The 13033-nt window shown below is 68.4% G+C and carries 12 protein-coding genes; 9 read left to right on the forward strand and 3 right to left on the reverse strand.

Features of this window, described 5'->3' with window-relative positions; all coding sequences use genetic code 11:
• Window positions 1–49 precede the first annotated feature (49 nt).
• Both QM568_RS09635 and QM568_RS09640 read right to left on the reverse strand, forming a co-directional pair.
• Window positions 50–1969, reverse strand: coding sequence for a fibronectin type III domain-containing protein (locus QM568_RS09635; RefSeq protein WP_415138222.1), 1920 nt, complete (start codon window positions 1967–1969; stop codon window positions 50–52).
• A 152-nt stretch (window positions 1970–2121) separates the two neighbouring features.
• On the reverse strand, window positions 2122–3321 hold the full coding sequence (locus QM568_RS09640) for a HupE/UreJ family protein (RefSeq protein WP_415138224.1): 1200 nt from the start codon (window positions 3319–3321) through the stop codon (window positions 2122–2124).
• Window positions 3322–3481: 160 nt separating this feature from the next.
• Here QM568_RS09640 and QM568_RS09645 point away from each other — a divergent pair, with 160 nt between their 5' ends.
• Complete coding sequence (locus QM568_RS09645) at window positions 3482–4150, forward strand: hypothetical protein (RefSeq protein WP_415138226.1); 669 nt, start codon at window positions 3482–3484, stop codon at window positions 4148–4150.
• Between the two features lie 9 nt (window positions 4151–4159).
• Here the strand turns inward: QM568_RS09645 and QM568_RS09650 are convergent, their stop codons facing one another.
• Window positions 4160–4390, reverse strand: coding sequence for a helix-turn-helix transcriptional regulator (locus tag QM568_RS09650; RefSeq protein ID WP_415138228.1), 231 nt, complete (start codon window positions 4388–4390; stop codon window positions 4160–4162).
• Between the two features lie 204 nt (window positions 4391–4594).
• On the opposite strand from QM568_RS09650, the gene QM568_RS09655 reads away from it, so the two are divergent.
• From QM568_RS09655 to QM568_RS09690, 8 genes are all read left to right on the forward strand, one after another.
• The gene (locus QM568_RS09655; protein WP_415138230.1) at window positions 4595–5539 is read left to right on the forward strand and encodes a hypothetical protein; all 945 of its coding nucleotides are present in this window, start codon (window positions 4595–4597) and stop codon (window positions 5537–5539) included.
• Between the two features lie 292 nt (window positions 5540–5831).
• Entirely contained in the window at window positions 5832–7019 is a 1188-nt protein-coding gene (locus QM568_RS09660) for a hypothetical protein (protein ID WP_415138232.1), read from the forward strand.
• 258 nt (window positions 7020–7277) lie between these two features.
• Entirely contained in the window at window positions 7278–8246 is a 969-nt protein-coding gene (locus QM568_RS09665; RefSeq protein WP_415138234.1) for an IS1595 family transposase, read from the forward strand.
• 51 nt (window positions 8247–8297) lie between these two features.
• Window positions 8298–8444 carry a hypothetical protein gene (locus QM568_RS09670; protein WP_415138236.1) on the forward strand — a complete coding sequence of 49 codons (147 nt, stop codon included), beginning with the start codon at window positions 8298–8300 and terminating at the stop codon, window positions 8442–8444.
• Window positions 8445–8464: 20 nt separating this feature from the next.
• The gene (locus QM568_RS09675) at window positions 8465–9670 is read left to right on the forward strand and encodes a benzoate/H(+) symporter BenE family transporter (protein WP_415138238.1); all 1206 of its coding nucleotides are present in this window, start codon (window positions 8465–8467) and stop codon (window positions 9668–9670) included.
• 9 nt (window positions 9671–9679) lie between these two features.
• Window positions 9680–10849, forward strand: a complete 1170-nt coding sequence (locus tag QM568_RS09680; RefSeq protein WP_415138240.1) for a hypothetical protein — start codon at window positions 9680–9682, stop codon at window positions 10847–10849.
• 78 nt (window positions 10850–10927) lie between these two features.
• Window positions 10928–11824 (forward strand): ABC transporter ATP-binding protein, encoded by an 897-nt coding sequence (locus QM568_RS09685; RefSeq protein ID WP_415138242.1) that lies wholly within the window; start codon window positions 10928–10930, stop codon window positions 11822–11824.
• On the forward strand, window positions 11821–12936 hold the full coding sequence (locus QM568_RS09690; protein WP_415138244.1) for an ABC transporter permease: 1116 nt from the start codon (window positions 11821–11823) through the stop codon (window positions 12934–12936). Before QM568_RS09685 ends, QM568_RS09690 begins: the two co-directional genes overlap by 4 nt.
• The last annotated feature ends 97 nt before the right edge of the window (window positions 12937–13033 follow it).

Below are 13033 nucleotides of genomic sequence, written 5' to 3' on the forward strand. Positions count from 1 at the left end.
TGCCGCGGGCGGGTGCGCCGCCCACGGCATCCGTGTGCGTCCGCCGGTGTCAGCCGGCGAGCGCGGTGAGGGTCAGGGTCGCGCGGTACGCGCCCTTCTCCGTGGTGTTCGGGAAGGTCAGCTCGAGCCCGGCGCCGACCTTCGATGCGCCCAGCTCGTGGCCGTTCCACGCCCCCGCGAGTGCACGCGACTGCGACAGACCGGTTCCGCCGGTGTAACCCGAGGCGACCGGGGTGCCGGCGATCGTGCCCGCGCCCTCCTCCTTCACCGACGGGGTCCAGCCGAGATACTTGCCCGAGAGCACCTTGGTGCCGTCGGTGAAGTCGCCGACCGAGGCCGAGATCGACCAGCCCGAGTGGGTCTTGCGCGTGTCGGTGACGGTGATCGGGTTGATCTCGCCGGATGCGGTGAAGTACGCGTTGTCCTTCTCCTCCGCGGTGCCGAGATCGACGAGGCGGTTGGTGCCGTCGATCGTCCAGCCGAACTCGCCCGGTGCGCTCTCCGGCACGTCGACCTGGATGTCCTGCCCGTCGCCGTGGTTCGCATTGATCGTGACCGAGTCGACCACCGACAGCACCGGGTTGGAGCCGGATGCCTCGCTGCGGATGTCCTCGACGATCAGCTTGTCGTCGCGGACCTTGACCTGCACGTACGAGCGGGTCCTCTCCTGGCTCTGCACCGAGTTGTACCAGTAGCTGGACGGGTTCAGCGGGTCGGCGCCGTTCCCGGCTCCGCTCGTGCCGGAGGTGTCTGGGGCGGTGATGTCGTAGTACTTCGAGCCGGATGCCGAGTTGGCGGTCATGTAGACGACACCACCGGGGCCGACGAAGATCTCGTCCTGACCTGGCTGCTCGTCGGGGTTCGCCTTCTCGCCGTTCTTGATCTCGTAGCTGCGGGTGTAGACGTGGTCGTGGCCCTGCAGCACGAGGTCGACGCCCAGGTTCGAGAACACGGTCGGGAAGTCGACACGGCGGACCTTGTTGTCGGCGTCCTTGGCGTGCGACGCGGCCGAGTAGATCGCGTGGTGGTAGACGAGCACGGTGTGCTTCGCCTCGGCCCCGTGCTGGTTGATCACGTCGGTCACGTAGGCGACGTGCGCAGCATCGCCGTTCGTGCCGTCGGTGGTCTTGTAGCTGTTGCTGTTCAGATCGATGAACAGCACGTCCTTGTAGATGAACCAGTAGTCGCCGCCCGAGGTGTTCGAGGCCGGGTCGCCGTTGGCGTAGTACTGGGCGCTGCGGTCGGTGTTCGGGGTGTAGAGGTGCTGCTCGTAGGCCTTGCCGCCCACGTCGTGGTTTCCGATGGTGGCGACCCACGGGTACTGGCGCAGCTTGTCGGAGGCGAGGAACGCGTCCCACTGCGCCTCGGTGTTGGCGGTCTCGACCTGGTCTCCGCCCGAGACGAGCAGCTCGGCGGTCGGGTTGGCACCCAGAGCCACATCGAGCGTGTTCGCCCAGCCCGCCGCGTCGTTCGCAACGTTGCCGGAGGCGCCGATCTGCGGGTCGCCGAAGAACAGGAAGTCGAAGTCGCCGTCGAAGGACTGCGTCGTGAACGAGTACGCCATCGACCAGTTGCCCTCGGACCCGACGCGGTAGGTGTACGCCGTGTTCTCCTCGAGGCCGGTGAGGGTGGCGTGGCGGTTGACGCCGCCGACGGAGGTGATGTTCGCAGAGCCTGCGGCGGTGAACGTCTTCGCGGTGGCGGGGAACTCGCCGTTCACGACGGATGCCGACGGCGCCAGCTGCACGAGCTGCTCCTCGTCGGCGGTGCTGTACCAGGTGACGATGCGCTGCGACTCGGTCGCGCCGACGCCGAGGATGATCCCGGTGTACTGCGCGGTGGACGCTGCCGTCGCGGGCGCCGCGACGAAGCCGCTGAGTGCCAGCGACGCGCCGACGGCCGCGGCGGCGATCCACGCACTGGTACGGCGCGCGGGTCGCCGGTGAGCGGATGCGGTGAGGGAGGACATGGGGTATCCGTTCTCTGATCGATGGGGGGGTCGCGACCGCACGTGGGCCGCTCGCCCAGACTTCGCCGGTCACATGGCCGTCAGGTGAATATCCGGTGCCCGGCAGGCGATGCGTTGGCGAACGGCATCCGCTCTGCCCATTCCCGGTTCCGTCACGCTCCGAGCAGCCGTTCGACGAACCAGTACAGACCAGCGGCGGTCACGCCGGCCGCGACGAGGGCGGCGACCCCCATCCCGGTCTTCGGCGCCCGACGGCGCAGCAGCACGAGCAGGGGGAACACGACGAGGATGATGCCGATCTGCACGGCCTCGATGCCGAGGTTGAACACGAGCAGCGACCACAGCAGCGTCCACGACCAGGGCTGGTCGATGCCGAGGGCCGCGGCGAAGCCGAGGCCGTGCACGAGGCCGAAGACGAAGACCACGGCGAGGCGCAGCCAGCCGGAGCGGTCGATGCCGAGCGGTCCGCTGCGCCGCTCGAGATCGTCCGCATGCTCGCGCGTGCGCCCGAGCCGCAGCAGATACCAGACCGCGACCACCGCGATCGAGAGCGCGATGACCGGCTCCACGATCGCGGCTGGCACCGAGACCACGCCGATCGCCGCGAGGATGAACGTCAGCGAGTGCGCGATCGTGAACGAAGTCGCCGCGAGCACGATCTCGCGCAGCCGCCGCGAGCCGACGATCAGGGCGAGCAGGAACAGGATGTGGTCGAGGCCGAACAGCAGGTGCTCCGCCCCCAGCACGATGAACGACCAGAAGCGCTCCCAGCCGGTCTGCTCGGTGTCGAAGGACGGATGCTGTGCGTCGAGCGCCGCGCTGCCGTGCTGCAGGTCGAGGTCGTAGGTGACGATGGTCTTCGTGTCGCGCACGTAGCCCTCGTCGTCGGCGAACAGGGCGCTGGTGATGACGTGGCCGTCGTTCGTCGGGGCGCAGTCGCTGACCACGGTCAGCTGCACGTAGGGCACGCCATCGGCGACCGTCATCTCGAGGTCGTCGCCGAGACGGGCCGGACACACCTCGCCTCCGACGGCCGCGGTGAAGCCGGCGGTGACGTAGGCCTCGACGGAGTCGAGATGGTCTTCGAGCGCCTGGAGCTGGAGCTCCTCGTCCTGCGCTTCGAAGGCGTAGGTGCCGTCCTCGAAGAGCGGGTCGTCGCCCCCTGCATCCGCCGCCGACACGATCAGCAGGTCGTACTCGAGTTTCAGTTCTGAGACGACGACACTGCCCTCCGAGGTGACATCGGCGTACACCACCGAGGTGAACCCGTGCGCCGCAGCCGGTGCGGCGATGGCGAGCGTTCCGGCTGCGGCGACGAGGCCGACCGCTGCGGCCAAGCGTGCGCGTCTCATGTGTGTCTCCTGAGGTTCGGGGCGAGCACTTCGGGCTCTTTCGTGCACCCGGAGCAGGTTGGCGCGTCGTGGTGAACGCTCGGAGAAGTCCGGGGGAACAGGCGGAGAACGACGACGTGAACCAGCGGATCGGATGCCGGCGGTGCCGCACAGTAGAGGCATGCGTGCCCATCCCGCTCTCTTCGCGGCATCCGTCGCTCTCTCGTCTGTCGCTCTGGCGATCTCCCTCGCCGGGTGCGCATCTGCCGGCTGGGATGAGCCGCGCCCGATGCCGGCCCCCGTGGGTACGGCGGCCGCCGGGTTTCTGCCCGAGGCGCAGCCCTCCCCCGAGGCCACCATCGAGCCGGAGGCGGGGTCGTGGGAAGGGCTGAGCCCTGCGCCCGGCTTTCGCGTCGTACTGCTGACTGCGGGGGCGGACGCCCCGACGCGGACGATCGCGCATTCGGTACGCGACTGGGCGGCAACGGCATCCGTCGATCTTCGAACGGTCGTCGCCGACGAGAACGACCCCGTCCCCGGCATCGTCGACGCGATGGAGCGCAACCCCGACCTGGTGATCGTTGCGGGCGAGCAGCTCATGGACCCGCTCGCGATCGTGTCGGCGAACCACCTCGACCGCAGCTTCCTCATCGTCGGCGCCGAGATCGCAGAGCCGACCGAGAACGTCACGGCGGTCGACTGGAGCGGCGCGGCGTTCCGCGGCGAGGGGCTGGGCTCGGCATCCGACTACGACCCGGCGAGCTTCACCGCAGAGCGCACCGGCGCTGCGGTACGGGCCGGGGTCGCGGCCGTGCTGAGCGGCCTGAACGGACTGGTGATCTGGATCTGATTCTGGGCGTCACTCCCAGACGGGGGCGAGCAGTTCGTCGAGTGACGTATTGAAGGCCCGCGCAAGCTTCATCCACGTCTTGAGATCGCCGTTGTACTTCCCGGAGGAGATGTTCAGAAGAGTCTGACGGCTGACCCCGCTGCGTTCTGCAAGCTCCTCGTACGTCCATCCGTGCGCATCGCGCTGCGCGACGAAGATGATGCGCAGCCTGGTGAGATCGGGGTCGGCGTGAGAAGACACCGTTCCAGTCGATTCGGTGCAGCTTCCCACCACAGCACAGCATCCTGTACTTTCAGTACAAGGTGCTGTGCCGAAAGTCGGCTACTCGCGCTGACCGGAGACACCATGACCAAGCAAACGCGCGCTCTTGCGCTATCCCTGTCCTGCGTGCTCGTCGCACTCTCGTTGGCGGGATGCGCCCCCGGGACGCCAGAAGCAGAGGCTGTGCTCAAGGAATACTTGACAGACATCTCTGCGGGGCATGGGAGCGATGCTCTCAAGCTCATCGCTCATGCCGGTGAAGCGGACTCGACCCTCCTCACAGATGCCGTGCTTGCGGGCGCATCGGAGCGCATTTCGGACATCAAGGTCGGCAAGGATGCTGCCCCCGAGAGCACCGTGTATGAGGTGACCGACAAGGGCGGCAGCATCCCGTACTCGTACACGCTCGGCGGCGAGACCTTCCACGGCACTGCACCGATCTTCAAACGCAAGGACGGTACCTGGGCAGTTGACGGGCTTCCGGGTGACGGATCGATCCTCGGCAGTGTCAGCGTGAGCGCGCAACCGACCCAGGTCGCCACCTCCGCAACGGTCGGTGGAGCGACGATCGACCTCGGCAAGCCGCAGCTCCTCTTCCCCGCCGTCTATGAACCGACCATCGTCACCAAGGAGGGCTTCGCCGTGGAGCCGATCGAGCCCGTGCGGGTCACAGGTGATGACAAAGCCGCTGTCGAGGCGAAGGCGACCGCGAAAGACACGCAGGTTGCCAGCGCCGTAGGCGTGGCGCAGAAGTTCGTCGATGCCTGCGGGACCACAGCGATCCCCGAGCCGAACTCGGGCGGCGTCGCATGCCCGTTCAGTGTGGCGAGCGTTTATGGCACTCCCAAGGGAACCCAGATTTGGAAGGATGCTTCGTCGTTGGCAACCGGATGGACGGGCGTCGAGAAGGTTGACGCCGACAGGTGCGTGCAGAGCGACACAGCGAGTGAATATCGAGACGGACTCTATCTCCTCTGCGACTACGAGGCGCCGTCGCTGACGTTTACGCGGGCCCCCGCGGCAAGCGACTTCCTCCAAGTCGGGCAGGTGTCGCGAGCAGCAGACGGGGACATCTGGTTCGGCAAGATCACTGTGGATCTCGTGACGCTGAGCGTGGTGTTCTCGTGAGGAGAAGGCCATTCTGTATCGCCGCTATCGCCGCCGCGCTCGTACTCGTACTGACGGGATGCGGTGTTCCCGCCGCAGAGACTTCGGAAGCCGAGATCGTCAAGCGCGCCCTGGAGTCCGGCTCTGCGGACGGGTGGTGCGACGGAAGCGGCACAGGGAACTTCGCGTACAGCGACGTGACGGTCGCTGAGAGCGGTAATGGCACGTTCTCCTGGACGGACAAGAACGGCTTCCGAGGAACTGCGTACGTGGATAGCGCGCGAGCGTGCGTCACGTCAGCCCAGGCAAGCCAGTGACTGAGGGAACGTCCGCGGCATCGCGCAGGGGCGCAGCCATCCTCATCGGCGTGGGGGTCATCGTGCTCGCCGCGGGCGGGTTCCTGGCTGTGGGCTCGATCGCTGCCAAGCAGGAGCGCCAGCGTGCGTTCGATGCCGCCTCGCAGGAGTGGGACACCGCTCATAAGGACTACAAGACTGCGGTGATCGCTCTCGACGACGCGAACAAGTCCGCCGTGCAGGCTCGTACGGATGCTCAAGCGCTCGTCGCGACCGCTCAGGCGTACACCGCTGCGGCTCCGGGAGCAGCGGGTGACCCCGGTTACGTCAACCTCGGCAAGCTCGTCGAGGAGGTCAAGACGAACCTCGATCTCCACCCGGAGTACGGTGTCGTCGCGGATGCGAAGGATGCGGCCGCAGGCGCGGCCGCGACTGCGACGCCGGAGCAGACGCGCAAGAGCGAGGGCACCATTCCGACGACGAAGCCGGACACCGTCGAGGCGATGAACGCCGACGTGAAGGTCTTCGAGGCGGAGACGAAGCGACTCGACGGCGAGACCGACTCCATAGACAGTTGGGTGAACAGCATAGACATCGAGCACGGCGAGGAGACGATCGGCGCGAGCGCGATCTCCATCGCGAACGTCGTGGCGACCTCCTCGGAAGCAGGCATCGCCGCTTCCCCCTCCGCGACCCCGGAGTCGATCGCTGCCGCGCAGAAGGCGATCGCAGACCTCCGTGATGCGGTGAAGGACGACAAGGTCACCCCAGAACTCGTCAAGGGCGCTGTGGACACCTCGGCAGCCGTCACGCAGTCACACTCCGACGCTGTCGCCGCTGCCGAAGCTGCGAAACGCGCTGAGGAGTCGTCGCGGAACACGTCAGGCAATCTCGGAGGCTCTAGCAACGGCGGTTCATCTGGCAGCACCGGCGGCACTGGCGGCACCGGCAACACCGGCAACACCGGGGGCATTGGGAGCACGGGTGGCACCGGTAGCACGGGTGGCACTGGGAACACCGGCTCCACCACCCCGCCTTCCCTGACAGTGACGGGCGATGCTTCCGAGGGCAAATCCGGCCAGTGCGCCAAGATCGGCTGGGCTACCTCGACGGGTGGTTCGATCTTCGCTCCTTCCGGTGTGACGAACTACACGAAGTCGTGGGACGGCTCGCAGTGGAACGTGGCGTGGTACGTCTGCCAGTGACCTGACGCCAAGTCCAAAGTCGCAGCGTGAATCGGAGTTACGCCGAAAACCGCACAGCCCCCAGCCCGCGCCATCATCCAGCCGAGCATGCTGCCGTCGTCCCGATGGATCGCGAAGCATCCTGGAAACCGGCTGTGTTCGCTACCAGACGACGACGCTGAGGATAAATATCCAGAAACACCATCCGCACCCTCTTGCCCTATTCGAAGATATCTACTGTGTATCTGCTTAGGTCAAGTTCTCGCGTAAACTTGCGGCATGGCGGAGTATCCGGTCGGTGGGGTGGACTATCCGAGGACCGTTTTGGAGTTCCAGGATTGGTTCGCGACGGACGCGGCGTGCCTGGATTACCTCGCGCTGCTGCGCTGGCCGGACGGGTTTGTGTGTCCGAAGTGCGGCGTGAGCGCGCAGGCGTGGCGGATCGCGGGTGGGCTGTGGATGTGCCGGGCGTGCGGTCGGCAGACGAGCGTGACGGCGGGCACGATTTTCGACCGCACCCGGTCCCCGCTGCGGATGTGGTTCCACGCCGCCTGGTACATCACGTCGCAGAAGACCGGGGTCTCTGCGCAGGGGCTGCAGCGCATGCTCGGGTTGCGGTCGTACGAGACCGCGTGGGCGTGGATGCACAAGTTCCGACGCGCGATGATCGTCCCCGGCCGGGAGCTGTTGCACGGCACGGTTGAGCTCGACGAAACCTACGTCGGCGGGGTCAGCCGGGGGCACTCCGGGCGCAGCAGCACCAAGGTCGGGGTCATGGTCGCGGCTGAGATGCTCGGCGTCAAGAAGCTCGGCCGGATCCGGCTCGAGCCCAGCCCGCACGAGAGCCTGCAGCTGATCAGCTTCGCGCAGCGGGTCATCGAGCCCGGTGCTCTGATCCGCACGGACGGTGCGCAAGAGCTGAAGCGCCTCGTGAAGCTCGGATACCAGCACGAACGCCACGTCGAGCTCGGCTCCGACGTCCCGGCCCATGTGTCCCTCTACGGCGTGCACACGATCGCGTCACTGCTCAAGCGGTGGCTCGAAGGAACTCTGCATCAAGGCATCAGCAACGACCACCTCGGCTACTACCTCGACGAGTTCACCTTCCGATTCAACCGTCGCGCATCCCGCAGCCGAGGACTGCTGTTCTACCGCCTCCTGCAGCAGGCCATGCACACCGATCCCGCGCCGCTACCCACGCTCGTCGCCGCCATCGACGAAGAAGAGCCCAACACGAACTTGACCTAAGCAGATACCCAGTAGACCGAGTCGATCGAGTTCGACGACAGCGAGGGCGTCGTGCGCGCTCTCGCGTTCGCCGAGGAGGGTGCCGACTTCGCCGACGCGCTCATCAACAGCACCATGGAGCAGTTCGGCGCTGCGGAGACGGTGACCTTCGACAAGAGCGCGTCAGAACGGCTGGGGTGGAGGCTGCTGGGCGCGTGACGCCCGCTAACCTCGGAGTCATGCCCGAAGCCGCCCCGCTGACCCGACCGATCCTGGCAGGGATCGTCACTGCGCTCGTCGGCTTCACGAGCTCGTTCGCCGTCGTGCTCGCCGGGCTCACTGCCGTCGGCGCGTCACCGGCGCAGGCGGCGAGCGGGCTCCTCGCCGCCAGCATCACGATGGGCCTCGCCTGCGTCGTCCTCGCGTGGCGGTATCGGATGCCGATCACCGTCGCCTGGTCGACGCCCGGCGCCGCCCTGCTCGCCGCGACCGGAGCCGTCGAGGGCGCCACCAGCGCAGCGGCGGACGAGAGGTGGCCCGCGGCGGTCGGCGCCTTCCTCGTGGTCGCGGCGCTGATCCTGCTGACCGCCCTCTGGCCGGCGCTCGGGGATCTCGTCGCACGCATCCCGTCGTCGATCGCGCAGGCGATGCTCGCCGGCGTCCTGCTGCCGCTGTGCCTCGCGCCGATCACCGGTCTCGTCGAGAACCCCTGGGGCGTCGCGCCGGTCGTGCTCACGTGGCTGATCGTCGCGCGCCTCGCACCGCGCTGGGCCGTGCCCCTCGCCTTCGTCGCCGCCACGGTCGTGGTCACCGTCGAGCTGATCCGCGAAGGGGCGTCTGTCGACGCCGGCATCCTCCTCCCCCGCCTCGAGCTGACCGCGCCGACCTTCACCGTTGGCGCCCTCGTCGGTCTGGCCCTGCCCCTGTTCATCGTCACGATGGCCTCGCAGAACGTGCCAGGCATCGCGATCATGCGCAGCTTCGGCTACGAGGTGCCGTGGCGTCCGTCGATGCTGGTGACCGGCGTCGGCACCGCCCTCGGGGCCACCGCCGGCGGCCACGCGATCAACCTCGCCGCCATCAGTGCGGCACTCGCGGCATCCCCCGACGCCGACCCCGACCCGAAGCGGCGCTGGGTCGCCGGCGTCTCCACTGGTGTGTCGTACCTGCTGCTCGGCGGATGCTCGGCGGCGTTCGCCGCGCTCGTGCTGCTCGCCCCGCACGCGGTCATCCCCGCCGTCGCGGGACTGGCGCTGTTCGCAGCGTTCGGCTCGGCGGTGCAGCAGGCCATCGACGACCCCAGCGAGCGCCTGCCGGCCGTGGTCGCCTTCCTCGTCGCGGCATCCGGCGTCTCGCTGCTCGGGGTGAGCGCCGCGTTCTGGGCGCTCGTGGCGGGTCTGCTGGTGCGGACGATCCTGCGCGCCGGGAGGCGGGACCCGCGTTAGCGTGGAGGAATGACCGCCCCCGGATTCTTCGACGCCCGCCCGCTCGTCGAGCCCGTCGACCCCGCGGAGGTCGCGGCGTTCACCCGGGGCCGGCCGGAGGCCACAGGGTCGTCCGCGGGGATGATGATCGTGCTCGTCCTCCTGCTGGTGATGTTCGTGCCGATCCTCGCCATCATGACGCTGGGGCTCGGCTATGCGATCGGGCGCGGCACCGGCGTCGCCGTCGCAGCGCTCCTCGTCGCCGTCGTGGTCGGCGGCACCACGACCTTCGCCGTGATCGGCATCCAGCGTCTGCGCGCCGCACGGCGGGTGACCACCTTCCGCCTCAGTCGCTTCGCCGCCGCGAACTCGATGGAGTACATCGAGCGGATCGATGCGCCCCCGCTCCCCGGAATGATCTACACGAGCGGCACCGGACGGATGGCGACGGACGTCGTGCGCGGCACCGCAGGGCGCTTCGTCGAGTTCGGCAACTACCAGTACACGACCAGCAGCGGCAAGAACTCGACCACCCACCACTGGGGATACGTCGCCATCAAGCTCGACGCACCCCTGCCGCACATCGTGCTCGACGCGCTCGGGGACAACACGCTCGGATCAGACGTCGCCGCCGGGTTCTCCCGCGATCAACGGCTCTCGCTCGAGGGCGACTTCGACCGCTACTTCTCGCTGTTCTGCCCCTCCGGCTACGAGGCCGACGCGCTGTACCTGTTCACGCCCGACGTCATGATGCGCTTCGTCGACCACCTTGCGCACCTGAACGTCGAGATCGTCGACGACTGGATGTTCTTCTACACCCGTCGCGCCGTATCGACGCTGGACCCTGCCACCTGGTCGTGGCTGTTCGGCGCGGTCGCCGCGATGATGACGAAGCTCGACCAGTGGGCGCGCTGGCGCGATGACCGGCTCCTCCAGACGGATCCGTTTCGTCGCGCCGCGCTCGCGGAGCGACCGGAGGAGCCGAGCCTGTCGAAGGGCCCGGGGGCCGCGGCATCCGCCCTGCCGTTCGCGGTGCCGAGCGGACCGCTCACGCCGCCGCCTCCCGGGGCCGCCCCGCCGGGGCGCCGGCTGCGCACCCGCAGCCCGTGGCTGATCATCGGGATCGTGCTGGCCTTCGCCGTGGGGGCTGCACTGCTGCCGTTCGCGTTCATCGTCGCGGCGGTGATCTTCTCGGGATGATCCCCCGGGAGGCGGATGCTCGACGGATCCGCCCTGCGGGGGATGCCCGGCCCGCGGGCTGCGCCATAGCGTGATGGCATGCGAACAGGAACGCTCCGCCTGAGCGGAATCACCAAGAGCTACGGAGATCGGCGCGTGCTCGACGACGTGTCGTTCGAGGTCGCCCCCGGACGGCTGACCGGCTTCGTCGGCGGCAACGGTGCAGGCAAGACGACGACGATGCGCATCGTGCTCGGGCTGCTGTCGTCCGATGCGGGCACCGTGACGATCGGCGACGCGCCCCTCGACCCCGACGACCGCCGCCGCTTCGGATACATGCCAGAAGAGCGCGGCCTGTACCCCAAGATGAAGGTGCTCGAGCAGATCGTGTACCTCGCGCGCCTGCACGGCTTCGACAAGGCCGACGCCACCGAGCGCGCGAAAGCCCTGCTCGACGAGCTCGGACTCGGCGAACGGCTCGACGACACGATCGAGTCGCTGTCGCTGGGCAACCAGCAGCGCGCGCAGGTCGCCGCATCCCTCGTGCACGACCCCGAGGTCCTCATCCTCGACGAGCCCTTCTCGGGGCTCGACCCGCTCGCCGTCGACGTGGTCGCCGGTGTCCTGCAGTCCGCTGCCGCGCAGGGCGCCTCCGTCCTCTTCTCCTCGCACCAGCTCGATGTCGTCGAGCGCCTCTGCGACGACCTCGTGATCCTCGCCGGCGGCACGATCCGCGCGGCCGGCTCCCGCGACGCGCTGCGCGCCGAGCACGCGAGCGCCCGCTACGAGCTGCGCGCGTCGACGGATGCCGGATGGGTGCAGGCCGAGCCCGGCGTCGCCGTGATCGACTTCGAGGGCGGATACGCGCTGTTCGAGGCCGACAGCGACGAGGCCGCGCAGCGCGTGCTGCGCGGAGCGGTCGAGCGCGGCGAGGTCGCGCGCTTCGCGCCCGTGCATCCGACCCTCGCCGAGATCTTCAAGGAGGTCATCCAGTGAACACGACACAGCCCCCGCGTCCGCCCGCAGGAGCCACGGGCAACTCGCCGACGCAAGCCGTCTGGCTCGTCGTCGAGCGCGAGATCGGGTCGAAGCTGCGCAGCAAGACCTTCATCATCTCGACGGTGATCCTGCTGGCCATCGCGCTCGCCGGCATCCTCATCGGAGGGTTCGCGAGCAAGAATCCGGAGGCGACGACCGTCGCGGTCACGGGGGAGACGGCATCCGTCGTCGAAGCGCTGCCGAACGTCGAGGCGACCGAGGTCGCCGACGATGCCGCCGCCGAGGCGCTCGTGCGCGACGGCACGGTCGAGGCGGCCGTGCTGGTCGGCGACGGCCCGAACGGCTTCACCGTCGTTGCACTGTCCGACGCGCCTGGCGACCTCGTCGCCGGGCTCTCGGTGACGCCGGAGGTGCAGCTGCTGGAGCCGCCGACGACGAACCCGATGCTGCGCTACTTCATCGCCCTCGGCTTCGGGCTGGTGTTCCTCATGGCGGCGTCGACGTTCGGCGGCACGATCGCGCAGAGTGTCGTCGAGGAGAAGCAGACCCGCGTGGTCGAGGTGCTGCTGTCGGCGATCCCCGCGCGGACGCTGCTCGCCGGCAAGGTCATCGGCAACACGATCCTCGCGATGGCGCAGATCATCGCCCTCGCCGCGGTCGCCACGGTCGGGCTCATCGTGACCGGCCAGAACGAGGTGCTCTCGACGCTGGGCGCGCCGATCATCTGGTTCGCGGTGTTCTTCCTCTTCGGGTTCGTGCTGCTCGCCGCGCTCTTCGCCGCCGCGGCGTCGATGGTGTCGCGCCAGGAGGACATCGGCTCGACCACGATGCCGATTACGATGCTCGTGATGGCGCCGTACTTCCTGGTGATCGTGTTCAACGACAACCCGCTGGTGCTCACGATCATGTCGTACGTGCCGTTCTCGGCCCCTGTGGGGATGCCGATGCGGCTGTTCGTCGGTGAGGCGCAGTGGTGGGAGCCGCTGATCAGCCTCGCGATCCTGCTCGCCGCGTCGGTGGCCGCGATCGCCGTCGGCGCGAAGATCTACGAGAACTCGCTGCTGCGCATGGGCGGCAAGGTGAAGCTCGCCGAGGCCCTCCGCCCCTGACCCCCGCCCTTCCCCCGCTCCCCTCTCTCCCCCGCCCCCTTCCGCGACGCCCCATCTGCGCCGCGACGCCCCACCTGGCAGACGTCGCGCAGGTGGG

This window comes from Microbacterium sp. (genome assembly GCF_047607465.1).
In the GTDB taxonomy this organism is placed as follows: Bacteria; Actinomycetota; Actinomycetes; order Actinomycetales; family Microbacteriaceae; genus Microbacterium.